Here is a 24965-nt window from a genome sequence, read left to right on the forward strand (position 1 = left end):
TCCTCTACCCCGTCGATCGGGGGAGAGGTGGCTCGGCGAAGCCGAGACGGAGTGGGGGTCGACCAGCGCTACATGAGGGGCGCGGAAGCTGCCAATCGGGAAGATGCCCGGCAGGGCAGAGGGGGGCGCGAGGGATCGCCAGCGCTGACGGCGCAAGCCGCTGCAACCGCTCAATCCCCAAGCGGCAGCTTCGGATCGTCGACCTTCAGCGTGTTCACGCTCTGCTTGATGCGGCGCAGATTCTCCAGCACTTTCGGCCCGCGCGATTCCGCCACCGTGGTGGCGATCATGTCTAGGATGGCCAAAAGCGCGTAGCGCGACGAGGTCGGCTTATAGATGTTGCCGTCCTCGACCGACTGCAAAAGGATCACCGTGTCGGCGACCTTGGCCAGGGCCGAATCCGGCGCGGTGATGGCGACGGTCGCCGCGCCATATTGCTGCGCAACCTCGACCGCCTCGATCACCGAGCGCGCATAGCCCGAGACGGAGAAGGCAAGCAGCGTCGTCTCGGGCGTCGCGACGGCGGCATACATGCGCTGCAGCTGGCCGTCGGTCTGGGCGAGCGCCGAGAGGCCTAGCCGGAACAGCCGGTTCTGCATCTCGGTCGCCATCATCGAGGAGATGCCGCCTGAGCCGATGCACAGCACATTGCCGGAAGCCGCGATGCGGGCGGCGACATCCATCAGCGTCGTCATGTCGAGGTTTTCGCTGGCGCGCTGGATGGCAGCGATCGCCGCCTCGGTGATCGCCGAGGCGATGCGCTGCTCGCGCGCGTCGCGGCTGAGCGGCTCCGGCGACAGATACTGGCCGCCGATGGCGATCGCCTGCGCCAGGTAGAACTTGAAATCGCGAAGACCCTCGCAGCCTAGATTGCGGCAGAAGCGGGTGACGGTCGGCTCGCTGACGCCGACGCGCGCGGCGATCTCCGAGATCGCGGCCTTCGAGGCGAAATCAAGATCGGAAAGCACCAAGCCCGCCAACCGGCGGTCCGACTTGGTGCCGTCCTGCGATATCAATTGCAGGCGGGTGATGATGTCGGCCGGGGTCTTCATGTCATCATCTCAGAGCGGCAGGCCCGTCGCCTTGTCGAAGAGGTGGATGTTGCGCGGATCGACGCTCACCGGCAGCCGGTCGCCGGGCTTCACCTGCAGCCGGTCGCGGAACACCGCGCGCACCGTGTCGTCGCCGACGAAGCCATAGACATGCGTTTCCGAGCCGGTCGGCTCGACGACATCGACCTTGATGGCGAGGGCATCGTCCGCGGCGCCGACCACGAAATGCTCGGGCCGGATGCCGGCCTCGACCGCGTCGCTGCCGGACGTAGCCTTGTCCGGGAGCGCCAGACGGCCGCCGCCTGTCGTTTCAAACCAGGACTTGGCTCCGGCGGTCTTCAGCGCGCCGGAGACGAAGCTCATCGAAGGCGAGCCGATGAAGGCGGCGACGAATTTGTTGGCCGGCCGGTCGTAGAGCTCCAGCGGCTGCCCGACCTGCTGGATGCGGCCGCGATCCATCACCACGATGCGGTCGGCCATGGTCATGGCCTCGATCTGGTCGTGGGTGACGTAGACGATGGTCGATTTCAGCCGCTGGTGCAGCGCCTTGATCTCGGTGCGCATCTGCACGCGCAGCTGCGCGTCGAGATTTGAAAGCGGCTCGTCGAATAGGAAGACCGAAGGCTCGCGCACGATGGCGCGGCCCATGGCGACGCGCTGGCGCTGGCCGCCCGACAATTGCCGTGGATAGCGGTCGAGATAGGAGAAGAGGTTGAGCACGCCCGACGCCTTCTTGACCTTGTCCTCGATCGCGGCGCGCGTCTCGCCGCGGATTTTCGGGCCGAAGCCGATATTCTCCGAAGCCTTCAAATGCGGGAACAGCGCGTAGGACTGGAACACCATGGCGATGTTGCGTTTCTGCGGCGGCAGCTCGTTGGCACGCGTGCCGCCGATGAGGAGATCGCCTGAGGTGATCGTCTCCAGACCTGCCAGCATGCGCAGCAAAGTGGACTTGCCGCAGCCGGACGGGCCGACCAGCACGACGAACTCGCCGGTCCGGATGTCGAGATTGATGTCCTCGAGTATTTTGTGCTGGCCATAGGATTTCGACAGGTTGCGGAACTGGACGTCGGTCATTGTCACGCTCCCAAAATGTCGTCGATGAAAGGCAGGTAGCCGGCTGTCAGTCCCGCGTCCACGGGGACCACGGCACCTGTTATGCCGGAAGCGCGCTCGGAGGCAAGGAAGGCGACGGCCTCCGCCACTTCCGACGCGTTGACGATGCGGCCGAGCGGATAGAGCCGCTTCAATCTGCCAAGAATCTTGGGATCCTTGGCGAGGCGATGGTCCCAGGCGGCGGTGCGGATCGAGCCTGGGCACACGACATTGGCGCGCACGCCGCTGCGGCCAAGCTCGACGGCGATCGACTTGGCATAGGCGTTGATGCCGGCCTTGGCGGCGGCATAGGCCGGATTGCCGAAATGCGCGATGGCGTTGACCGAGGAGATGAAGACGACGCTGCCCGAGCCGCGCTTGGACATCGCCTTGATCAGCGGATCGGCGAAGGTCATCACGCCGGTCAAATTGAGGTCGAGCTCCTCTTCGATCTTGTCCGCCGTCAGCGCCTTCAACGTTTCGGCGCGCGTCCAGCCGGCATTGTTGATCAGGATATCGGGAACGCCGTCCTTGTCGAGCAGCGCGGGTATCGCCGCTTCGATCGAGGCCCGGTCGAGCAGGTTGAAGACATGGCGCGACGCGATATGCGGGCTGGCCAGAGCTTCCACCGATTGGTCGCAGCCGACGACGCGCGCGCCGCGCTCGGCTATGAGCTCGACGATCGCCGAACCGAGGCCGCCGCCGGCGCCGGTGACGACAACGGTTCTGCCCTCGAAATCGGCCTTTGATACCACGATGCGCGCTCCTCCGCCGTGCCAGACAGCGACGGAACGCTATCCAACAAAATGTAATTTAGCAACATGATAAACTGCTTGCATTGGGCATAACCCTCGATAATGTAGGAAAGTAACATAAATCCTGTGCCTCTAGGCCAGGCGCGAATGCGCATCAATGGGAGAGATCAGATGAGCCTTGCGAAGTGGACTGTCGGCCTGTTGGCCGGAATGAGCATGCTGGCTTTTGCGGCACCTGCCGGTGCCGGCGAGGTGCGCGTCACCGTCGCCGAATACAGCGCCAAGACCGGTCCCTATTTCGAAGCGGTGAAGAAGGAGTTCGAGGCGGCCAATCCCGGCATCACCATCAAGTATGAAGTGGTGCCGTGGGACGTGCTTTTGCAGAAACTCACCACCGACATCACCGCCGGCACCAATGCCGATCTTTCGATCATCGGCACGCGCTGGCTGATCGATTTCGTGCAGCAGGGTGTCGCCGAGCCGCTCGACAGCTACATCAAGCCGGAGTTCAAGGACCGCTTCATCGACACCTTCCTGCAGCCCTCGATCATGGACGGCCACACCTACGGCCTGCCGATCGCGGCTTCGGCCCGCGCCATGTATTACAACAAGGAACTGTTCGAGAAGGCAGGCATCGCCAAGCCGCCGGCCACCTGGGCCGAACTGCAGGAGGACGCGCGCAAGATCAAGGCTCAGGGCGCCTTCGGCTACGGCCTGCAAGGCAAGGAGATCGAGACCGACGTCTATTACTACTACGCGATGTGGTCCTTCGGCACCGAAATCCTCAACAAGGACGGCACCTCCGGCTTGAGCACGCCCGGCGCGCTCGAGGCCGCCAAGCTTTACAAGTCGATGATCGACGAGGGCCTGACCGAACCGGGTGTGACCTCCAACAACCGCGAGGACGTGCAGAACCTGTTCAAGCAGGGCAAGGTCGGCATGATGATCACCGCGCCGTTCCTGTCCAACCAGATCAAGGAAGAGGCGCCGAAGCTGAAATACGGCGTCGCCGCCATCCCCGCCGGCCCGACCGGTGCGCGCGGCACCTATGGCGTCACAGACTCCATCATCATGTTCAAGAACTCCAAGAACAAGGACGAGGCCTGGAAGCTGCTCGACTTCCTGTTCACCAAGGAGCAGCGCGCCAAGTTCACGCAAGGCGAGGGCTTCCTGCCGGTGAACAAGGAAGAGGCGAAGATGGAATATTACGTCAACAACGCCGACCTCGCCGCCTTCACCGCGCTTCTGCCCGACGCCCGCTTCGCGCCGGTCATCCCGGGCTGGGAAGAGATCGCCCAGATCACGTCGGACGCCATGCAGAAGATCTATCTCGGCAGCGCCACGCCGGAAGCGGCCTTGAAGGAGGCCGCCGACAAGGCCAACGCCGTCCTGACGAAGAAATAGGGCGTATCTCCCTGCGCCCGTGGCGCGCTCCACCCGTCGGAGCGCGCCACACCTTTGGGAACCTACGTCGGCGCCGCCCCAGCCAGCCTCCTTCCTCTCCCTCCGGAGGGGGGAGAGGTGGCTCGGCGAAGCCGAGACGGAGTGGGGGAACCACCTGGCAACCGCCGCGAACGGACATACGAAGGGCACTCGGCGCAAGCATCGCCTGCCTTGCGCCAAGGGTCGACCCCCACTCCGTCGAGCTGCGCTCGACACCTCTCCCCCGATCGACGGGGGAGAGGAAGGGGCTCTTCCGCAACTGCCGCGGAGGACAGGCAGACAGGTGAGGGGCGGCGCCTGGAAGGAATTCGAAACTGAGCGCCTGGCAAGACAGATGAGAATTGGCACCCCCTCGAAGCCGCGCAACGCGATACAAACCAGCCGATGCAGAATCGTTTCCTGCCCTATCTGCTGACGCTGCCCAGCCTGTTCCTGGCGGCGGTGGTGATCTTCTGGCCGGTCTGGGACCTGATCCAGATCTCGACCCATGACGTCAACCGCTTCGGTCAGTTGCGCGAGTTCAGCGGTCTCGCCAATTTCGCGGCGCTCGCCGCCGATCCCGATTTTGTCGCCGCGCTCTGGCGCACCGCGCTGTGGACGGTGCTGGTCGTCGGCGGCGCGCTGCTTTTGTCGATCCCGGTGGCGATCATCCTCAACACCGACTTCTACGGCCGCGGCCTCGCCCGCGTCATCATCATGCTGCCCTGGGCGGTGTCGCTGACCATGACCGCGGTGGTCTGGCGCTGGGCGCTCAACGGCGAAAGCGGCATGCTGAATTCGGCGCTGATGAAGCTCGGCCTGATCAGCCAGAACATCCAGTGGCTGGCGAGCGCCGAGACCGCCTTCCCGATGCAGGTGCTGATCGGCATATTGGTGACGGTGCCGTTCACCACAACGATCTTCCTCGGCGGCCTGTCATCGATCCCCGACGATCTCTACGAGGCGGCGGCACTCGAGGGCGCGACGCCCTTGCAGCAGTTCCGCGAGATCACCTTTCCGCTGCTGAAACCCTTCATCAACATCGCGATCGTGCTCAACACCATCTATGTCTTCAACTCCTTCCCGATCATCTGGGTGATGACTCAAGGGGGGCCAGCGAACTCGACCGACATATTGGTCACGCATCTCTACAAGCTCGCCTTCCGGATCGGCAAGCTGGGCGAGGCTTCCGCCGTCTCGCTGGTGATGTTCGCGATCCTGCTCGTCTTCACCATGATCTATGTGCGCCTTGCCATGCGGGAGCAGCGCGCATGACCCCTAAGATGAAACGCACCATCATCGCCTGGCTGCTGCTGGCTCCATTGATCGCGGTGACGATCTTTCCCTTCGCGGTGATGTTCCTCACCGCCGTCAAGCCGCGCACCGAAGTACTGACGCCCACCTGGTGGCCAAGCGAATTCCGCTGGTCGAATTTCGCCGACATGTGGGTGGCGACCGGTTTTGGCCAGGCGCTCGTCAACTCGCTCTATGTCTCGGCGCTGGCGACCATCGGCGCGATCCTGATCTCGGTGCCGGCGGCCTACGCCATGTCGCGCTTCCGCTTTGCCGGCTATGGCGCCTTTCGCCAGTTCCTTTTGATCTCGCAGATGATATCGCCGATCGTGCTGGTGCTTGGCCTGTTCCGGCTGATGGCGGCCTGGGGCTTGGTCGAGAGCACCACCGCGCTCGGCTTCATCTACATGGCCTTCAACGTCGCCTTCACGGTCTGGATGCTGCAGAGCTATTTCGATACCATCCCGCGCGACCTCGAGGAGGCCGCCTGGATGGAGGGCGCCGGTCGCTGGCTGACCTTGCGCAAAGTGTTCCTGCCGCTCTGCCTGCCGGCGATCGCGGTGACGGCGATCTTCACCTTCATCAACGCCTGGAACGAGTTCGTCGTGGCGCTCACCATGCTGCGCAGCCAGGAAAGCTACACGCTGCCGATCCAGGTTTTCTCGCTGGTCGCCGGCCGCTATACGATCGAATGGCACCATGTCATGGCCGCCACCCTGCTGGCGACACTGCCGGTGGCGATCCTCTTCATCTGGCTGCAGCGCTACCTCGTCCGCGGATTGGCGCTCGGCGCGGTCAAATAGCTATCCCCGCAATTCCAGGAAAAGTGCGCAGCGGTTTTCCGTCCAGAATTGCGAAAAACAAAAGGTCCTCACGGAGCATTCATGCGCATCTTCACCGCCTCGCTGGCGACGGAAACCAACACCTTCTCGCCGGTGCCGACCGACCGGGCTTCCTTCGAGATGGCCTTCTATGCCGGCCCCGGAAAACATCCGGAGACGCCGACGCTCTGCTCCTCGCCGATCGTGGCGCTGCGCAAGCGCGCGGCGAAGGAAGGGCTGACCGTCATCGAAGGCACCGCCACCTGGGCGGAGCCCGGCGGTCTGGTGCAGCGGCAGACCCATGAAGCGCTGCGCGACGAGATCCTCGATCAGCTCAAGGCCGCCTTGCCGGTCGATGCGGTGATCCTGGGATTGCATGGCGCCATGGTGGCGCAAGGCTATGACGATTGCGAAGGCGATCTGTTGGAGCGCGTGCGCGCCATCGTCGGCCCGAAAGTGGTGATTGCCTCGGAGTTCGATCCGCACAGTCATTTGACGCCGAAACGCGTCGCAGCTTGCGACATCATGGCCTACTTCCTCGAATTCCCGCACACCGATTTCTACGAGCGCGGCGAGCACGTGGTCGAGCTCGGCCTTGCCGCGGCGCGCGGCGAGATCAAGCCGGTGATCTCGACCTTCGACTGCCGCATGATCCAGGTGCTGCCGACCAGCCGCGAGCCGATGCGCTCATTCGTTGACAAGATCAAGGCGCTGCATGGCAAGGACGGCGTGCTGTCGGTCTCGGTCATCCACGGCTTCATGGCGGCCGACGTGCCCGAAATGGGCACGCGCATCCTGGTCGTGACCGACAATGACAAGGAAAAGGGCGACAAGCTCGCCGAAACGCTCGGGCGCGAGCTCTACGCCTTGCGTGAGAAGACGGCCATGACAATGCTGTCTGCATCCGCAGGCATCCAGCAGGCGCTAGCCGTGCGCGCCGAGCGCAAGGACAAACCCGTCGTGATCGCCGACATCTGGGATAATCCGGGCGGCGGCGTGCCGGGCGACGGCACCATTGTGCTGCGCGAGCTGCTTTCGCGCGGCGTGGGCAAGGTCGGCGTGGCAACGATCTGGGATCCGGTCGCGGTCACCTTCTGCCACGCGGCCGGCGAGGGCGCGGTCATCGACCTGCGCTTCGGCGGCAAGGCCGGCCCTCAGGCCGGCGAGCCGATCGATGCCCGCGTCAGGGTGCTGAAGACAACCAACGAAGGTTGGCAGAGTTTCGGACCAAGCCGGGTGACGCTGGGGCCGTCGGCGGTGGTTCGCATCGAAGGTACCGAGGTCGACGTCATCTTGAACACCAACCGCACCCAGACTTTCGAGCCGGATATCTTTTCCAACATCGGCATCGATCCGCTGTCGAAGGATGTCCTCCTGATCAAGTCGACGAACCATTTCTACGCCGGCTTCGCGCCGATCGCTGCCGAGATCATCTATGTGGCTGCGCCGAGTTCTTATCCGAGCAATCCGGCGGTGACGGATTACAAGAAACTGACGCGGCCGATCTGGCCGAGAGTGGCTGATCCGTGGCGCGCTTCCCCTTCTCCCCTTGTGGGAGAAGGTGGCCGCGAAGCGGCCGGATGAGGGGTGTTCCAGCGGAGTGAGGCGCTGGCGTTCCCTGGAGCACCCCTCATCCGTCTCGGCGCTGCGCGCCGATCCACCTTCTCCCACAAGGGGAGAAGGGAAGATGCGCTACACCAATCCCCGCTTCACCATCATCGCCTCAGGCGAAGGCATCTTGCCACGGAACGCCGTATAAAGCTCTTCCGGGTCCTTTGAGCCGCCGGCGGCATAGATGTTCTTCCGAAGCCGCTCGGCGAGTTCCGGATTGAAGGCATCGCCCGTCTCCTCGAAAGCCGAGAAGGCGTCGGCGTCGAGCACTTCCGACCACATGTAAGAATAATAGCCGGCTGAATAACCGTCGCCGGCGAAGACATGGCCGAAATGCGGAGTGCGGTGACGCATCGCGATCGTGTCGGGCATGTGCAGCTTTTCCAGCGTTTCAGCCTCGTATCGAAGCGGCTCGGCGGGCGCGTCAGGTCGCGCATGATAGGCCATGTCGATCAGCGCCGAAGCGGTGAACTCGACCGTGGCGAAACCGGCGCCGAAGGTGCGGGCGGCGAGCATCTTGTCGAGCAACGCCTTCGGCATCGGCTTGCCGGTCTTGACGTGCAGCGCATGCTTTTCCAGCACCGCCGGCACGGTCAGCCAGTGCTCATAGAGCTGCGAGGGCAGTTCGACGAAGTCGCGGCTGACCGAAGTGCCGGAGACCGACGGCCAGGTCACGTCGGTCAGCATGCCGTGCAGCGCATGGCCGAACTCGTGAAACAGCGTCTTGGCCTCATCGACCGACAGAAGCGCCGCCTCGCCGGCCGGCGGCTTGGCGAAGTTCATGATGTTGTAGATCACCGGCTTGGCGCCCGGGCCAAGCTTATAGCCCGACCGCAGCGCGCTCATCCAGGCGCCGGAGCGTTTTGAGGGCCGCGCGAAATAATCGGCGAGGAACAGGCCGCGTTCGCTGCCGTCGGCATTCTTCACCACGAAAACACGCGCATCGGGATGCCAGGCTGTTATGCCCTTCTTCTCTTCGAAGGTAATGCCGAACAGGCGTGTCGCGACATCGAAGCAGGCTTCGATGACACGTTCGAGCTGCAGGTAAGGCTTCAGCTCCGCTTCGTCGAAGGCGAATTTCTCGGCACGCAGCTTCTCCTGGTAGAAGCGCCAGTCCCAGGCCGCGAATTTCTCGTTGCTGCCGGCTTCCGCCGCCAGCCGCTCCAGCTCCTTCTGGTCGGCGGCCGCTTTTTCCAGGGCTTTCTCCCACACGGGATCGAGCAGCTCGTGGACGGCTTTCGGCGTCTTCGCCATCGTATCGTCGAGCTTCAGCGCCGCGAAAGAACCGTAGCCCAGCAGCTTCGCCTTCTCGGCGCGCAGCTTCAGCATGTCGCGCACGACATCGGTGTTGTCGGAGGCGCCGCCATTCTGGCCGCGCATGATGAAGGCTTTGAACGCGATCTCGCGCAGGTCGCGGCGCTCCGAGAAGGTCGAGAACGGCTCGTAGATCGAGCGCGACAGCGTCACCGCGTAGCGGCCCTTCTGGCCGCGCATCTCGGCCGCTTCCGCCATCGCGCTCTTCAAGAAGTCCGGCAGGCCGGCAAGGTCGGCCTCGTCGAGGAACAGCGCCCAGTCGCGCTCGTCGGCGAGCACGTTCTGGCCGAATTTGGTGCCGAGCGAGGAGAGTTCCTCGTTGATGGCCGCGAGCCGCTTCTTGCCGTCGGCATCGAGCTTGGCGCCCGAACGGACAAAGCCCTTCCAGGTCTTTTCCAGGACACGCAGCGTTTCGGCATCAAGCTTGAGGCTGTCGCGCCGCTGGTAGAGATCGTCGATGCGGGCAAACAGTTTTTCGTTCATCGAGATCGCCGAGAAATGCCGCGACATCTTTGGCGAAACCTCGCGCTCCATCGCCTGGATCGTGTCGTTGGTATGAGCGCCGGCGCGGCACCAGAAGATCGACGAGACACGGTCGAGCGCCTCGCCGGCAAGCTCGAGCGCGGCAAGCGTGTTCTCGACGGTCGGCATCTCGCTGTTACCGGCGATCGCGTCGATCTCGGCCTGATGCGCCGCCAGCGCCGCGTCGAAGACCGGCCCGAAATCATTGTCGCCGATTCGCGAGAAATCCGGCAGGCCTAGCGGCCCTTGCCAGACGGTCAGCGGATGGGCGGCGAGATCGACGGTTTTTGAAGATGACATGTGCATTCCGGTGAGCTGATTTGGAGGCGGGCTGCCCCGGATGTAGAGCGATGCCGCGCAGCGTGCAACAAGGGTCGCTCCACGATTCGCCATAGAGCATTCAAGGGAAAGGCGGTTCGCCGTTTTCCCTGAAACGGTGAAATGCGCTGGTCCATCGCAAACGCTGGAGATTGGCTGAAGCCTCTCAACCTCGTCATCCACGGGCGGAGCGACGCGAAGCGGAGCGCAGACCCGAGGATCCATTCCGTGACCTTGGCCGAGGAATGCAGCGGAGCAGAATTCTGCACCGTGGCAACGCTCGGAAGTCACGGAATGGATTCTAGGGTCTGCGCGCGTCGCTTCGCTCCTTGCTCAGCCCTAGAATGACGACCTGACAAGCGCGTCAGCCAATCTTCAAGAATGCCGCCTACCAACGCAAACACTAATAGGCGCTGCAATCCTGCGCCACCGCCGTCTGCGTGCTGACGACGATCCGCCCGCCAGCGATGGTAAAAGTCTCGCGCATCAGCGTGTCGTTGCTGGGGAAGTCGTAGCAGGCGAGCACCGTGGTCTCGCCATTCTCGCTCTTTTCGACGCGATGACGGATCGCGGCGCCCGCCACCGCGCTCTGCCATTCGTCAATCGAGGCGATGAAATCCTGCTTGGTCTGCACGACGCCCATGTCGTCCAGCTTCATGCGCACGTCGTCGGAAAGCAGGTCGGACAATTCTGTGCGGTCGGCGATCAGCAGTGCCGAATACCAGCGGTCGATGATGGCGCCGTCATCGGCGGCGGCACGGATGAGCGAGGACATGAGCAGCGCCGCCGCGAGAAGGAACCTCCGCCAGGTCCGGTGCATCACGCCTCCCTTACAACTCGGGCCGCTGGAAATCGCCGGTTTCCTTGTTCATCACCCACAGCTCCCCGGTCGAGATGTCGAACCATGCGCCGTAGAGCGTGAGCTTGCCCTTGCCCTCAAGGATCGAGACGCAGGGAAAAGTCCTGAGATTGGCGATGGAGTAGCGGATGGAAATACGCTCCAGCGCCGTTTGCCGCTCGGTCGCCGTCATGAAGGTGCTGGACGAGACAGTCTCGGCGGCAGGCGCGATCAGGCTCATCCATTTGCCGATGAAATCGCCGGGCGACAGCGGCGCAAAGTTCGTGTCGAGCGCGGCACGGATGCCGCCGCAGCGGCCATGGCCCATCACCACGATGTTCTTCACCTTCAGGCTCTGCACGGCGAATTCCAACGCGGCCGATGTCGAGTGATATTCGCCGTCCGGCTCATAGGGCGGCACCAGATTGGCGACATTGCGCAGCACGAAGAGCTCGCCGGGGCCGGCATCGAAGATCGCTTCCGGCGCCGAGCGCGAATCGCAGCACGCGACGATCATCGTCTCGGGCGCCTGGCCTTCGCGCGCCAGAGAGCGATAGCGGTCGCTTTCCGAGGGATAGCGGCCGGCCATGAAGTTGCGATAGCCGGCGAGGAGGTGCTCAGGGAGGTGAGGCATGGGCGGCGTCTGGGCCTTTTCCGGGTTGGATGCGGCACGAATGTCGGTGTTCGAGCGATGTCTGCCTGAAGTCTGGGAAAGCCTCTAGCGGCAAAAGTCGGTCGCGAGCAATGCCGAATTGCGGATGAGCCCGTCGCAATCGCGATGCGGCATTCATGGCTTCGTCACACCCAGATGGCAACGGGAATCCCGAAACGATCGGTCAATGGCGGATCTGGAGAAGGTTTTGCCTCGCCGCCGGCGATACGCCCGGCAATCAGCATCATCGCCGCCGCGTCGAGGAAGTCGTCGCTCGCCGCGCCGCGTGGCGGCGCCTGGTCGAGAAAGGCTTTCCTGTAGCCATGCCGGCAAAGCAGCGCCTTGCGCTCCTCCATGCCGGCCGGGTTGACCGCTCCCTTGATCTTCTTCGGCAAGGCCATCGCCGTGCCGCTGTTCAGCCGGCAGAACGCCACTTCCGGATGCGATTCGAAGATGCGGCCACGCAAATCGGGCCGCGAGATCAACAGCTGATCGATCTCGCGGATCTTCGAAAAGATACCGAAAGCCTGGATGGAAACGCCGCGCGGCGGGTCGGAGGTCTCCAATGCCGCCGCGCTTGCCAGCCGATGCGCCGCATACCAGGCCTCGATCGTGGTGAAGCCGCTGGTATCGGCATAGAGCGCCGCCCGCGAGGGGATGGCGAACACGCTGGATTGCCGCGCCCCGAGCAGCGGCCGCACCAGCGCTTCCGGCCCGCGACCTCCCTTGCGCGAAAAATCCGGCAGGCCGATCGGCATGTCGACGGCGATCGTTGCATCCGGCAGCGCGTCGAGCAGCGCCTGGAAGCTCGGGAAGACCGAGACCGACGGCGCGGCGTCCGCTTCGCGGTGGACGGCGATCCAGCCGGCCTTGCAGCCGTCGATGCCTGCGAGCTTCACGCCCGCTTGTCCCGCCCGGGATGCAGGAGATGGCGTAGCTGCACCATGGCCATGGGGTGCGACAGGCTCTGCGCGTCGGTTTCGAGCTGCAGCTCGTCGCCGCCGCGTTTCGCGGTGCGAGCGAGGATCTCGTAGACGGCGGCGGTGGTCGATTGCAGCGCCTTGACCGGCGGCTGGCCAGAGAGAACGCGCGCCAGATAGACGGCGGCCGTCAGGTCGCCCAGCCCGTTTGGCGGCTTCTCGATCACGCGGTGCTCGGCAAGCAGCGCCTGGCTGCCGTCGAGCAGGAAATTGCCGGTGCCGCCCGCCATCATCGCGGGCGCCGAGGTCACCAGCATGGTCGAAGGGCCGGCGTGAAGTGCCGCCGCCGTCACCGCCTTGATGTCGGGCAGCGGCGCGCCCGCCATCCATTCCAGCTCATAGCGGTTGGGCGTGGCGATATCCGCGATCGGCATCAATTTGTCGCGCATGGCGGCCGCCGTCGGCTCGGGCACGTAGAGCCCGCCCGAATCGCCCATCACCGGGTCGCAGATGTAAAGCGCGTTCGGCGTCTTTTCCTTGACGGCGGCGACCAGCGAGGCGACCGCGTCAGCCTGGCCGGCCTCGCCGAGATAGCCCGACAGCACGGCCCTAACCTCGCCCAACCAGGGCGCGCGCTCGAGATCGGCCATCAGCGCCTTGAACTGATCGAGCGGCGGCACGATGCGCGTGGCCCGGCTGTGGCCCGGATGCCAGGGCAGGATGACGGTCGGCACCGCCCAGACCGGGAAGCCCAGCGTCTCCAGCGCGAAGACGGCGGCGCGGTTGCCGACCGAGCCGCGGGCGACATGGCTGGAGATGACGATGACCGCGCGCGGCGCGTCGATTTTTTCTGCACTCATGGAAATCTGTTCCTAGCCGCCACGCGTTGCGGCATACACCAGCCAGGCCAATAGCCCAATGGCAATGAGGAAGCCGAGCGTTCGGCCAATGCGGGTACCCCAATATTCGATGGGATCGGTGCGGTCGGTGTCGGCGGCGGTCACGCGGTCGCGCGCGTCCTTCGCCGTGCGGACGATGAACGACGCGCCGCCCGGCGCCGTCTCGCGCGCCACGCGTTCGAGGATGCGGCGCGATTCGGTCTCGTCGTCCCGGCGCTCGGCCATGGCAATTGCCCTTTCCTGCCCGGACCTTAGAGCAATTCCAGGAAAAGTGCGAAGCGTTTAGGATCGGCGCCTTCGCCGCAGCCTTCCGGCCGGAATGGCGTCAAACAAGACGATGAAATCCTGTTCGCTCGACTATTCACAGGGGCTCGCGCCCGAGCCGGAGCAGGCGTCATCGGCCGGACATTTTCTTACGCGTGGATTGTGGTAATGCTTCGCGCGCAACTTCTGTCGAGGGACCAATCATGATTGCCGAGCGCCTCTCACCACCTTCCCCCTTCCGCAGCCTTGCCGCCTTCCTGATGATGGCTTTCGTGCTGCCGCTGCTTGCCGGCTGCGGCTACAACACCATCCCGACGGCGGAAGAGAACGCCCATGCGGCCTGGAGCGAGGTGCTCAACCAGTATCAGCGTCGTTCCGACCTGATCCCGAATCTGGTCGAGACGGTGAAGGGCTATGCCTCGCATGAAAAGGATACGCTCGACGCGGTCGTCCAGGCGCGCGCCAAGGCAACGCAGATCACGGTGACGCCCGACACGCTGAAGGATCCCGAGGCGCTGAAGAAGTTCCAGGATGCCCAGGCCGGGCTGACCAGCGCACTGTCGCGGCTGATCGCGGTGTCGGAAGCCTATCCCGACCTCAAGGCGAACCAGAATTTTCTCGCGCTGCAGGCGCAGCTCGAAGGCACCGAGAACCGCATCGCCGTGGCGCGGCGCGATTACATCCAGGCGGTCAGGGACTATAATCTGACGCTGAAGACCTTCCCGTCCGTGCTTTGGGCGACCTTCTGGTTCCGCGGCAACGAGCCGTTCGCCAACTTCACCGTCGAGGAAGACAAGATGCAGGTGCCGAAGGTCGATTTCGGCACGAGCACGAAGCAGGGCGGGTGAGCGGCGATTTAATCGAGCCTGTCAGCTTTGCGTTCCTTCGCGCCCCCCTCTGTCCTGCCGGACATCTCCCCCTCTTGGGGGGAGATTGGACATCACGCCGGCCTTCGCCAATCTTCAGCGTCGAAGAAAGGGCGAGGTTGTCGAAACTGCCAATCTCCCCCCTTGAGGGGGAGATGTCCGGCAGGACAGAGGGGGGCGCGACAGAACGCCGGCATCGCCTTTCTTGGCTTGCTTTTTTGTCTCCTCCTCCCCCTCGCCGCCTTCGCCGCCGACCTTCCCGCTCTCACCGGCCGCGTCGTCGACAATGCCGGCATCATCGATGCCGGCACGCGCGCGGCGCTGACGCAGAAGCTCGCCGACTTCGAGACAAAAGGCTCCGACCAGATCGTCGTCGCCACCATACCCAGCCTCGGCGGCGAGGAGATCGAGCCTTACGCCAACCGGCTGTTCCGTTTCTGGAAACTCGGCCAGGCCAAGGAAAACAACGGCGTGCTGCTGCTGGTGGCGCCCAACGACCGCAAGATGCGCATCGAGGTCGGCTACGGGCTGGAAGGCACGCTGACCGACCTGCACACCAAGCTGATCATCGAGAACGACATGGTGCCGGCCTTCCGCGCCGGCGATTTCTCCGGCGGCATCACCAAGGCCGTCGACGACATGATCATGGTCCTGGAGGGCAATCCGGAGGAGCTGGAAGCGCGCGGCAAGCGCAACGAGCAGGCGCCGTTCAATTCAGACGACCTGTTCTTCGCCATCTTCATCACCATCTGGGCGCTGATCTTCTTTGGCGGCATCGCGATGACGGTGCTGCCGCCGATCTTCGGCCAGAAGATCGGACCGGGCCGCTATCGCTGGCTGGGCATGACTTTCGATCAGAACCGGCGCTCTTCCTCGGGCGGCTGGTCGTCGGGTGGTGGCGGTTGGTCGTCCGGCGGCGGGGGCTGGTCCTCGGGAGGCGGCGGCGGCGGGTTTTCCGGCGGCGGCGGCTCGTCCGGCGGCGGCGGCTCTTCGGGAAGCTGGTGAGGCACCATGGCAACGCGACCGATCAGCGCCGAGGACCATGACCGCATCGCCGAGGCGATCCGCGCCGCCGAGTTGAAGACCGACGGCGAGATCTACTGCGTCGTCGCTCGGGCCAGCGACGGCTACTTCTTTCCGGCCGCGTTCACGACGACGATCGGCGTGTTCGTCGCCAGCCTCGCCGTCGCCTATGGGTTGGAGGCATGGTGGCTGTCCATACGGCTGCCGCATTTCGTGCTGGCGCAAGCGCTGGCGCTGACCTCGGCGCTCGTTTTGCTCTGGTTCCTGCCCACTTTGCGCATTCATTTCGTGCCGAGAAGGCTGCGCTATCAGGCGGCGCACGCCAATGCGATGAAGCAGTTCCTGGCCCGCAACGTCCACCGCACGAGCGCGCGCACCGGCGTGCTCATCTTCGTCTCCGTTGCCGAGCGCTATGCCGAGGTCGTCGCCGATTCCGGTATCGACGCCAAGGTCGGCCAGCATGTCTGGGACGGCGTGGTGGGCGATCTGACCAGACATGCCTATGACGACCGGCTGGCCGACGGCTTCGTCAAGGCTATCGGTACGGTCGGCGCGGTGCTCGCCGAGCATTTCCCGGTCACCGAAGGCGACACCAACGAGCTCGATGATCATCTCGTCGAAATCTGACTAGTTCCCGTATTGGGATCTTGACCGGTCGGCTCTGTTGCGTCGGCAGGCGACACGCCTTGGAGATTGGCCGAAACGCCCATCGCGATCGTCATTCTAGGGCGGAGCAGGAGCGGAGCTCCGTCGCGAAGACCCTAGAATCCATGCCGTTACCTTCGCCACAGCGTGCAACGGAGCAGAATTCTGCGCCGTGGCAACGCCTTAAGGTCACGGCATGGATTCTAGGGTCTGCGCCGCGTCGCTTCGCTCCTTGCTCCGCCATAGAATGACTAGGTTGGGCGGCTTCAGCCAATCTCCGGCGTTTGCGCTGATTTTACGGAAATGAACGCCTCGTCGGCGAATGCACCTTTCGCCTGTGCGAAAGCGCGGAGGCGTGTTGGCGGACTCTTTGCAATCGCCCGATGCGGGTTTATGGTTAACCAATCATGAACACGCTGACGATCGACATCCGGAAGGCAGAGCCGCGCGACGCGAGCGCCATCGCCGAGGTGCACCAGCAAGCCTGGCGCGGCGCCTATTCCGGTATCATCCCGCACCGCACGCTGACTTCGATGATCAACCGTCGCGGCGTCGACTGGTGGGCCAACGCGATTCGCCGCGCCGCCACCGTGCTGGTCGTCGAGATCGGCGGAACGGTCGCCGGCTATGCCACGATCGGCAAGAACCGCGCCCGCGAGCTCCGCCAGCAGGGCGAGATCTACGAGCTCTATCTTCGTCCGGAATATCAGGGCATCGGGCTCGGCAGCCGGCTGTTCAAGGCGGCCAAGGCCCGGCTCGCCGACCACGGCCTGCGCGGCCTGGTGGTCTGGGCGCTGGAGGACAATCACAACGCCTTGGCCTTCTACGCCGGCAATGGCGGCCGCGATATCGCCGAAGGGGTCGAGGTCTTCGAGCAGAAGGCGCTCAAGAAAGTGGCTTTCGTCTGGAATGACTGACGGCGCCTAGGTTACACGCCATCACAAACTGTGCGCTTCCATTGGCGTTCAGTGCCATTCGCCGCATTGCACCATCACGTTTCGCCCGCTATCGGTCTTGCAATCGAGAGAGGGATTTAGCCATGCGTATCGAAGCCGTGCCCACAGGAAAGAACCCGCCTGAGGACGTCAACGTCATCATCGAGGTGCCGATCGGCGGCGAGCCGATCAAATACGAAATGGACAAGGAGGCCGGCACCCTGTTCGTCGACCGCTTCCTGCACACCTCGATGCGCTATCCCGGCAATTACGGCTTCGTGCCGCACACGCTGTCGGGCGACGGCGACCCGATCGACGTTCTGGTCTGCAACACCCGGGCGCTGGTGCCGGGCTGCGTCATCAATGTGCGGCCGATCGGCGTCTTGATCATGGAAGACAATGCCGGCCAGGACGAGAAGGTGATCGCCGTTCCCTCGCCCAAGCTGACGCTGCGCTACGAGAACGTCACCGAATACACGCATCTGCCCGAGATCACGCGCCAGCAGGTGCAGCACTTCTTCGAGCACTACAAGGATCTCGAGCCCGGCAAATGGGTCAAGATCGAGGGCTGGCACGATTCCAAATATGCCAAGAAGATGATCGTCGACGCGATCGCGCGCGCCAAGACAGCCAAATAAGGCTACCGAACGGCCTTCTCGCCGCCGGCCGCCGTGATCACCCCGACGATGATCAGCCCGGTCAGCACCAGCCGCACGCCGGCGCTGACGCCGAACGTGTTGAGCATGGTGAGCAGGAGCACCAGGAACAGGCCGGCGCCCCAGACGCCCGGCACATTGGCCTTGCCGCCCGCGACCGAGGTGCCGCCGATGACCACGACCGCGATCGAGGCGAGCAGGTATTCGTTGCCGATATCGACATTGGCGCCGCGGAAATAGCCGGCAAGCAGCGCCCCGTCGATGCCGCCCAGCGCGCCGCACAGCGTGTAGGTGAGGAAGCGGATGCGGCCGACATGGACGCCGGCGAGCCATGCGGCGCGGATGTTCTGGCCGATCGCCAGCACCGAGCGGCCGTAGATCATGCGCTGCAGCGCAAGCGCGGCGCCGATGGTGAAGACCACCGTCAGCATCGCCAGCACCGGAATGCCCAGCACCTGCCAGTTGGTGAAGTCGGCAAAGCCCGGCGGCGGCTTGATCTGCAGGCCGCGGCCATAGCTGATGTCGACCGACTGGATGACGAAGCTCGCCGATAGCGTGGCGATGATCGGCGGGATGCGCAGCGCCCAGATTAAGAGATAGTTGATCGCGCCGATCGCGGCGCCGCAGGCGAGTGCCGCAAGCAGCCCGACCACGATCATGGCATCGCTGCCGCCCATCACCTTCATGGCGACCGCGCTGGCCAGCCCGATATTGGCCGGCAGCGACAGGTCGACATTGCCGGGTCCCAGCGTGATGACGAACATCTGGCCGACGCCGACGATGACGGTGAAGACGGCGAGCGACAGCGCCGCCGTGACCATGCCGCCGGCGCCGTAGCCGCCGGTGAAGGCAATCGTTGCCAGCCAGACGACGACCGCACCGACGAAGGACCAGATCCAGGGTTTCTCAAGCAGCGTCCGCACTGAGGTCATCGCCTACCTCTCCCTGCGGCTGATCAGCACCCGCGCCGCCAGCACGATGATCAGGATCGCTCCGTTGGCGGCCACCTGCCAGTCGGGCGGGATGTGCATGAAGGTCAAAAGCGGCGAGGCGGCCAAAGCCAGCGTCAGCGCGCCGATGACCGCGCCGATCGGCGACACCCGGCCGCCGACGAACTCGCCGCCGCCGAGAATGACGCCGGCGATCGAGAGCAGCGTATAGCCATTGCCGATATTGGCGTCAGCCGAGGTGGTGATGCCGATCAGCGCCATACCGGAGAGCACGCCGAACAGCCCGGTCAGCGCGAACAGCACGATCTTGGTCTTGAGCAGCGACCAGCCGGCGCGCCGCAGTGCCGCGGCGTTGCCGCCCGAGCCGCGCAGGATGACGCCATAGGACGTACGCATCAGGCCGAAATGTACGACCGCGGCGATCAGCAGCGCGGCAAGGATCGGGAACGGGATGTAGGGCGGCTTGAACGACAGGATCGACAGCAGCCAGTCGGGCGCCTTGCCGCCGGGCTTGGGCAGGATGAGGATCGCAAGCCCCTGCCAGACGAAGCTCATGCCGAGCGTCACCACGATCGAAGGCAAATTGCGCAGGTGGATCAGCGCGCCGAGCAGGGCATAGACGCCAATCGAGCCCATGAGCACGAGAATGCCGAGGAGCGGCGCGTCCCGCAGCCATGTCGCGGTGACGCAGCCGACGAAGCCGACGAACGTCCCTATCGACAGATCGAGCTCGTTGCCGGCGATGACGAACATCTGTGCGATCGTCGCCAGCGCGATCGGGATCGCCAGGTTGAGCATCAGGTTGAAGCCGAAATAGCTGATGGCGCGCGGGTTGAGCCAGGCAATCGCAATCAGCACCAGCGCCAGCGACAAAGCCGGCAAAAGGCCGCGCAGCATGCGCGCCCGGGCGGCGCTGCCGCGCGGCGAGGCTTTCGGAACGGTGCCGGGAGCGATCGCCGTCATCTCAGGCCGCATCGCCGAATGAGGACTGGATGATCTTTTCCTCCGTCAGCTCGTCGCGCCCAAGATTGGCGACGATGCGGCCGTTCTTGAAGACATAGACGTGGTCGCAATTGTCGAGCTCCTCGGTCTCGGTCGTGTACCAGAGGAAGGTGCGGCCCTTGGCGGCCTCCTCGCGCACCAGGTCGTAGACTTCAAGCTTGGTGCCGATATCGACGCCGCGCATCGGGTCGTCCATCAGCACGATCTCTGCGTCGGAGCCGAGCGCGCGGGCAAACAGCGCCTTCTGCTGGTTGCCGCCCGACAGCGAATAGATGTTGTTGTTCATGTCCGGCGTGCGGATGCCGATCTTCTTTTTCCAGAATTCGGCAAGCTCGGCCTCGCGCTGCGGCGAGATCAGCAGCCCGTTGCGCAGCCGCGCCAGCGAGCGGATGCCGATATTCTGCGCGATCGACCATTGCGAAAAGATGCCGTCCGACTGGCGGTCGCCGGCGACCAGCGCCACCGGTGCGGTGACCTCGATGCCGGTCCTGGCGCGCGAGGCGGCCGAGAAGATCGCCAGCAGAAGATCCGTCTGGCCGTGGCCGGCAAGTCCCGCAAGACCGATGATCTCGCCTGCGCGCGCGACAAGCTCCTTGCCGTCCTGCTGTCTGGCCGGACGTGCCCGCACCCTGAGCGCTCCTGGCTCGGTCTTTCGGGCCTCGGCGGCGGCTTTGTGATGTCCCTCGGCACCGCCCATGGCCGCGACCAGCCTGTCGCGGTCGAACGCGCTCGCGGCGTCGGCCGCGACCACCTTGCCGTCGCGCATCACCACGATGCGGTCGGCGTTCTGCAGCACCTCGCCCAGCACATGCGAGATCAGGATGCAGCTGCCTCCGGCCGCCACGAAGCGGCGCACGAATGAAAGCAATTGGCCCGCCGTATGCGCGTCGAGCGACGAGGTCGGCTCGTCGAGGATGACCAGATGCAGCGGCTCGCGGGTCAGCGTGAAGGCGCGCGCCACCTCGACCATCTGGCGCCGCCCGATCGAAAGGTCGCCGGCGATGTCGTCCGCCGAAATGCCGTGGTCCGGGAAGATCTCGTCCAGCTTGGCGCGGATGAGGTCGGCGGCCCGGCGCCGCCAGCCGAAACCGGTGAGCGCGGGGTGATTGATACGGGTATTCTCGGCGACGCTGAGATTGGGGCAGAGCGACAGCTCCTGGAAGACGCAGCGTATGCCAAGCTCGAGCGCGCGCGCCACCGAATAGCTCGCTTCCTGATTGCCGCGCACGGCGATCTGCCCGCCATCCGGCCGCAGCGTGCCGGCCACCATGTGCATGAGCGTCGACTTGCCGGCGCCGTTATGCCCGACCAGCCCGACGCATTCGCCCGCGCCGACATGGAAGTCGACGCCGTTAAGCGCCCGAACGGCGCCGAAATGCTTTTCGGCGCCGTTGAGCCTGACGATATCCGCAATAGCCTGAAGCATCCTCAACGTTATCCGGTTGGCGATGCGGACCGCAATGTGCCCACCGCTATTGCTTGATGTTGGCCTTGATCGCCGCGATAGCTTCTTCCTGCGTGTATTCGTGCGTGGCGACGCCGCCTTCCTTGATCTTCGGCAGCGCGGCCTCGAAATCGTCCTGGGTGAAGGCGAGATAGGGCACCAGGAGGTCATGCGGGATGTCCTTGCGGCCATCGAGGACCTGCTGCGCCACCCAGAAGGCCAGCGTCGACACGCCGGGCGCGATCGAGGCCGACCAGGTCTTGTAGCCGTCCTTCTCCTTCTGCTCCTTCCACCACTTCAGCTCGTCCTGCCGGTTGCCCATGATGATGGTCGGGCGCGGCTTGCCGGCCGCGGCGAAGGCCTGCGCGGCGCCATAGCCGTCGCCGCCCTGGTCGACGATGCCGACGACATCCGGCAACGACGGCAGGATGGTCGCCACCGCCTTCTGCGCCGTCGTCTGGTCCCAGTCGCCCGTTACCGAACCGACGATCTTGAACTCGGGATGGGCGGCGACGCCTTCGAGGATGCCGGCATGGATGGCATCGTCGATTGAGGTGCCGGCGAGACCGCGGATTTCCAGCAGATTGCCGCCCTTGGGCTGGAATTTGGCCATCTGCTCGACTTCCTGCTTGCCCATGTCCTTGAAGTCGACGACGACGCGGTAGGCGCAAGGCTCGGTCACGATGCCGTCGAAGGAGACGACGACGATACCGGCATCGCAGGCCTGCTTGATGGCGCCGTTCAGCGCATCGGGCGAGGCAGCGTTGATGACGATGGCGTCATAGCCCTGCAGGATCAGGTTCTGCACCTGGGCGGCCTGAGTCGGCACTTCCTTGTCGGCGGTGGTGAAGACATCGGCCGCGGCGACGATCTTGTCGTCGACCGCTTTCTTGGTGACGATCGCATAGCTGTCGAGCATCGCCTGGCGCCACGAATTGCCGGCATAATTATTGGAGAAGGCGATCTTCTTGCCGCTGGTGTCGGCAAGCGCGGTGCCCGAGGCGAGCATCGCCGCGAATGCACTCAATACGAGCAGTTTTTTCATGTCGGTTCCTCCCGAGGTTGCTGCTACTAAACGCGAATTCTCTGTTTTTTATCTATTGTCAGACAAATGCAGAGGAACCGCAAGCTGTCAACTCCAAACCATCGGCGCTGCTCGATCAACTTGCGGTGCGACGATTGAAAAGACGGCGACTCCTGGTCTAGGAACGCGGCAGGAGGCCAGTGCATGGCAGTGACGCCGACCGTTGCTAAAGGCGCGCCCGGAATTCCGGCGCGCTGGACGTCAAGTGCCAAGAGTGGCGTCGGAACCGCGCTTTCGGCAAAAAGCCCGCTCTGGTTCACCACCAGTCACGGCATCCTGAATGAAATCTATTACCCGCACCTCGACAGCGCCTGCACGCGCGACCTGGGGCTGATCGTCACCGGCCCCGGCGGTTATTTTTCCGAGGAGAAGCGCGACGCGGCCCACACCGTCGACCCTTTCGAGGACGGGGTGCCCGGCTACAGGTTCAGCAACACCGCTTCCGATGGCGCCTACCGCATCGAAAAACGCATCGTTACGGACTCGAAACGACCTGTGCTGCTGCAGGAAGTGCATTTCAGCGCGATCAAGGGCTCGCTGGCTGATTATCGCGTCTACGCGCTGCTTGCGCCGCACCTCGTCAATGCCGGCATGGGCAATACGGCCTGGATCGGCGAGCACAAGGGACAGCGCCTTCTCTTCGCCACAGGGCGCGGCGTGTCGCTGGCGCTCGCCTCCTCTTTGCCCTGGGGCGCCTGCGCGGCCGGCTATGTCGGCTTTTCCGACGGCTGGCAGCAACTGCACGACAACGGCGCGCTCGATCCATCCTGCTTGGCGGCGGAAAACGGCAATGTCGCGCTGACCGGCGAGATCGGCTTTTCGGCCGGCAGGACGGTTGCCTTGCTGGCGCTCGGCTTCGGCGCTTCGCCGGAGGAAGCCGCCGACCTTGCGCTTGCAAGCCTGCAACAGGGTTTCGAGCCGGCCGCGAAGACTTATGTCGAGAACTGGCGGATATTTCAGGCAGGACTGGAAAAGCTCGACCGCCACGCCGCCTCTGGTCTGAACACCTACCGCGCCAGCAGCGCAGTGCTGGCGACGCATCTGTCGGTAGCCAGGCCCGGCGCCGCGGTCGCCAGCCTGTCGATCCCCTGGGGTTTCAACAAGGGCGACGATGACCTCGGCGGCTATCACCTCATCTGGCCGCGCGACCTGGTCGAGACGGCTGGCGGCTTCCTGGCGGCCGGCGACGGCAGGCAGGCGCTGCAGATCCTCGCCTATCTGCGCTCGATCCAGCAACCGGACGGCCACTGGCCGCAAAATTGCTGGTCCGACGGCACCGCCTATTGGCCCGGCATCCAGATGGATGAATGCGCCTTTCCGCTGCTGCTCGCCGATGCCTTGCGCCGTGCCGGCCATCTGCCGAAGGCGAAGCTCGCCGACTTCATGGGCATGATCGAGAACGCCGCCGCCTATGTCGTGCGCAACGGCCCGGTCACCGGCCAGGATCGCTGGGAAGAGGATGCCGGCTACAGCCCTTTCACACTGGCCGTGGAAATAGCGGGCCTGCTTGCGGCGGCCGATATGCTCGACGCTTGCGGCAACAATGAGCCGGCAAACTATCTGCGCGAGATCGCCGATTGCTGGAACGACCAGGTCGAGCGCTGGACCTATGTAACCGGCACACAGGCGAGCGCCAGGGCGGGAATCGACGGATATTATGTCCGCATCGCCCCGCCCGACGATGGCAGCGCTACCTCGCCGAAGGACGGCTTCGTGCCGATCAAGAACCGGCCACCGGGCGACACCGACAAGCCCGCCGAGGCGATCATCAGCCCGGATGCGCTGGCGCTGGTCCGCTTCGGCCTGAGGGCCGCGGACGACCCGCGCATCCTTAACACCGTCAAGGCCATCGACACCGAGCTGCGCTGCGACCTGCCCCAAGGCCCGCTCTGGTACCGCTATACCGGCGACGGCTATGGCGAGCACGAGGACGGCTCGCCTTTCGACGGCACCGGCCGAGGGCGGCCGTGGCCGCTGCTCGCCGGCGAGCGTGCCCATTACGAGCTGTCCGCCGGCCGCGGGGACAGGGCGGCGCAACTGCTTGAGACTTTCGAACGTTCGGCCGGCGTCGGCGGCCTCCTGCCGGAGCAGGTCTGGGATCGCCCCGACATGCCGGACCGCGAGCTCTGGCTGGGCAAACCGTCCGGCAGCGCTATGCCGTTGGTCTGGGCGCATGCCGAGCATATCAGGCTGTTGCGCTCGCTGCGCGACGGCGCCGTCTTCGACCTGCCGCCCCAGGGCGTCGAACGTTATATCAAGGGCCAGACGGTCTCGCCGCTTAGGATCTGGCGCTTCAACCACAAGATCCGCTCCATTCCGGCCGGCAAGGCGCTGCGCGTCGAATTGTCGGCGCCTGGCGTCGTCCATTGGAGCAGCGACAAATGGCTGACCGTGCAGGACAGCAAGACAACCGAGAATGCGTTCGGCATTCACCTGGTGGATTTGCCCGTTAACCGCCTGCAGCCGGGAACCACCATCGTCTTCACTTTTTTCTGGCCCGGGGCGATGCGTTGGGAGAATGTCGACTTCAGCGTCGGCATTGACGCTCAATCGTGATCCGGCAGGGCCGTTGGACTCTCCTTTC

At 64.5% G+C, this 24965-nt stretch carries 23 protein-coding genes; 10 read left to right on the forward strand and 13 right to left on the reverse strand.

Annotation, left to right across the window (positions count from 1 at the left end; all coding sequences use genetic code 11):
- Positions 1-170 precede the first annotated feature (170 nt).
- The 3 genes from LB526_RS28260 to LB526_RS28270 are packed head-to-tail and all read right to left on the reverse strand — an operon-like array spanning position 171 to position 2902.
- The gene (locus tag LB526_RS28260; protein WP_224630502.1) at positions 171-1052 is read right to left on the reverse strand and encodes a MurR/RpiR family transcriptional regulator; all 882 of its coding nucleotides are present in this window, start codon (positions 1050-1052) and stop codon (positions 171-173) included.
- A gap of 9 nt (positions 1053-1061) precedes the next feature.
- Complete coding sequence (locus LB526_RS28265; RefSeq protein ID WP_224630503.1) at positions 1062-2129, reverse strand: ABC transporter ATP-binding protein; 1068 nt, start codon at positions 2127-2129, stop codon at positions 1062-1064.
- Positions 2130-2131: 2 nt separating this feature from the next.
- Entirely contained in the window at positions 2132-2902 is a 771-nt protein-coding gene (locus LB526_RS28270) for an SDR family NAD(P)-dependent oxidoreductase (RefSeq protein WP_224630504.1), read from the reverse strand.
- Positions 2903-3073: 171 nt separating this feature from the next.
- Between LB526_RS28270 and LB526_RS28275 the strand changes: the two genes are divergently transcribed.
- The 4 genes from LB526_RS28275 to LB526_RS28290 all read left to right on the forward strand — a co-directional run bounded on the left by LB526_RS28275 (position 3074) and on the right by LB526_RS28290 (position 8022).
- Positions 3074-4306 (forward strand): ABC transporter substrate-binding protein, encoded by a 1233-nt coding sequence (locus LB526_RS28275; protein ID WP_224630505.1) that lies wholly within the window; start codon positions 3074-3076, stop codon positions 4304-4306.
- Positions 4307-4729: 423 nt separating this feature from the next.
- Positions 4730-5599 carry a carbohydrate ABC transporter permease gene (locus tag LB526_RS28280; RefSeq protein WP_095770041.1) on the forward strand — a complete coding sequence of 290 codons (870 nt, stop codon included), beginning with the start codon at positions 4730-4732 and terminating at the stop codon, positions 5597-5599.
- A complete protein-coding gene (locus tag LB526_RS28285; protein WP_224630506.1) occupies positions 5596-6420 on the forward strand; it encodes a carbohydrate ABC transporter permease in 825 nt (274 codons plus the stop codon). Before LB526_RS28280 ends, LB526_RS28285 begins: the two co-directional genes overlap by 4 nt.
- A gap of 81 nt (positions 6421-6501) precedes the next feature.
- On the forward strand, positions 6502-8022 hold the full coding sequence (locus LB526_RS28290; RefSeq protein WP_224630507.1) for a M81 family metallopeptidase: 1521 nt from the start codon (positions 6502-6504) through the stop codon (positions 8020-8022).
- A gap of 108 nt (positions 8023-8130) precedes the next feature.
- Here LB526_RS28290 and LB526_RS28295 read toward each other — a convergent pair whose 3' ends face one another.
- The 6 genes from LB526_RS28295 to LB526_RS28320 form a co-directional block, all read right to left on the reverse strand.
- Positions 8131-10185, reverse strand: a complete 2055-nt coding sequence (locus LB526_RS28295; protein WP_224630508.1) for a M3 family metallopeptidase — start codon at positions 10183-10185, stop codon at positions 8131-8133.
- 421 nt (positions 10186-10606) lie between these two features.
- Complete coding sequence (locus tag LB526_RS28300; RefSeq protein WP_224630509.1) at positions 10607-10978, reverse strand: nuclear transport factor 2 family protein; 372 nt, start codon at positions 10976-10978, stop codon at positions 10607-10609.
- A gap of 55 nt (positions 10979-11033) precedes the next feature.
- A complete protein-coding gene (locus tag LB526_RS28305) occupies positions 11034-11675 on the reverse strand; it encodes a carbonic anhydrase (protein ID WP_224547199.1) in 642 nt (213 codons plus the stop codon).
- Positions 11676-11839: 164 nt separating this feature from the next.
- On the reverse strand, positions 11840-12592 hold the full coding sequence (locus LB526_RS28310) for a DUF429 domain-containing protein (RefSeq protein ID WP_224630510.1): 753 nt from the start codon (positions 12590-12592) through the stop codon (positions 11840-11842).
- Positions 12589-13473: a pyridoxal kinase PdxY gene (gene pdxY / locus LB526_RS28315; protein WP_224601967.1), complete on the reverse strand. Its 885-nt coding sequence runs from the start codon at positions 13471-13473 to the stop codon at positions 12589-12591. Before pdxY ends, LB526_RS28310 begins: the two co-directional genes overlap by 4 nt.
- A gap of 12 nt (positions 13474-13485) precedes the next feature.
- Positions 13486-13737 (reverse strand): hypothetical protein, encoded by a 252-nt coding sequence (locus tag LB526_RS28320; RefSeq protein ID WP_224531933.1) that lies wholly within the window; start codon positions 13735-13737, stop codon positions 13486-13488.
- Positions 13738-13979: 242 nt separating this feature from the next.
- Here LB526_RS28320 and LB526_RS28325 point away from each other — a divergent pair, with 242 nt between their 5' ends.
- The 5 genes from LB526_RS28325 to ppa all read left to right on the forward strand — a co-directional run bounded on the left by LB526_RS28325 (position 13980) and on the right by ppa (position 17883).
- Positions 13980-14624, forward strand: coding sequence for a LemA family protein (locus LB526_RS28325; RefSeq protein ID WP_224630511.1), 645 nt, complete (start codon positions 13980-13982; stop codon positions 14622-14624).
- Positions 14625-14786: 162 nt separating this feature from the next.
- Positions 14787-15647 carry a TPM domain-containing protein gene (locus tag LB526_RS28330; protein ID WP_263483499.1) on the forward strand — a complete coding sequence of 287 codons (861 nt, stop codon included), beginning with the start codon at positions 14787-14789 and terminating at the stop codon, positions 15645-15647.
- 6 nt (positions 15648-15653) lie between these two features.
- Positions 15654-16292, forward strand: coding sequence for a TPM domain-containing protein (locus LB526_RS28335; RefSeq protein ID WP_224630512.1), 639 nt, complete (start codon positions 15654-15656; stop codon positions 16290-16292).
- Positions 16293-16717: 425 nt separating this feature from the next.
- Positions 16718-17227 (forward strand): GNAT family N-acetyltransferase, encoded by a 510-nt coding sequence (locus LB526_RS28340; RefSeq protein ID WP_040991512.1) that lies wholly within the window; start codon positions 16718-16720, stop codon positions 17225-17227.
- A gap of 122 nt (positions 17228-17349) precedes the next feature.
- The gene (gene ppa, locus LB526_RS28345; protein ID WP_095769600.1) at positions 17350-17883 is read left to right on the forward strand and encodes an inorganic diphosphatase; all 534 of its coding nucleotides are present in this window, start codon (positions 17350-17352) and stop codon (positions 17881-17883) included.
- A gap of 2 nt (positions 17884-17885) precedes the next feature.
- Here the strand turns inward: ppa and LB526_RS28350 are convergent, their stop codons facing one another.
- From LB526_RS28350 to LB526_RS28365, 4 genes are read right to left on the reverse strand one after another with little or no spacing between them, the layout of a single operon-like run.
- Entirely contained in the window at positions 17886-18833 is a 948-nt protein-coding gene (locus LB526_RS28350) for an ABC transporter permease (protein ID WP_224630513.1), read from the reverse strand.
- A gap of 3 nt (positions 18834-18836) precedes the next feature.
- Positions 18837-19814 carry an ABC transporter permease gene (locus tag LB526_RS28355; protein ID WP_224630514.1) on the reverse strand — a complete coding sequence of 326 codons (978 nt, stop codon included), beginning with the start codon at positions 19812-19814 and terminating at the stop codon, positions 18837-18839.
- 1 nt (position 19815) lies between these two features.
- Positions 19816-21279, reverse strand: a complete 1464-nt coding sequence (locus LB526_RS28360) for a sugar ABC transporter ATP-binding protein (protein ID WP_224547163.1) — start codon at positions 21277-21279, stop codon at positions 19816-19818.
- A gap of 46 nt (positions 21280-21325) precedes the next feature.
- A complete protein-coding gene (locus LB526_RS28365; protein WP_224630515.1) occupies positions 21326-22342 on the reverse strand; it encodes an ABC transporter substrate-binding protein in 1017 nt (338 codons plus the stop codon).
- A 183-nt stretch (positions 22343-22525) separates the two neighbouring features.
- On the opposite strand from LB526_RS28365, the gene LB526_RS28370 reads away from it, so the two are divergent.
- Positions 22526-24937 carry a glucan 1,4-alpha-glucosidase gene (locus LB526_RS28370; RefSeq protein ID WP_224630516.1) on the forward strand — a complete coding sequence of 804 codons (2412 nt, stop codon included), beginning with the start codon at positions 22526-22528 and terminating at the stop codon, positions 24935-24937.
- Positions 24938-24965 lie beyond the last annotated feature (28 nt).

The sequence above is a fragment of the Mesorhizobium sp. CA6 genome, assembly GCF_020165035.1.
In the GTDB taxonomy this organism is placed as follows: Bacteria; Pseudomonadota; Alphaproteobacteria; order Rhizobiales; family Rhizobiaceae; genus Mesorhizobium.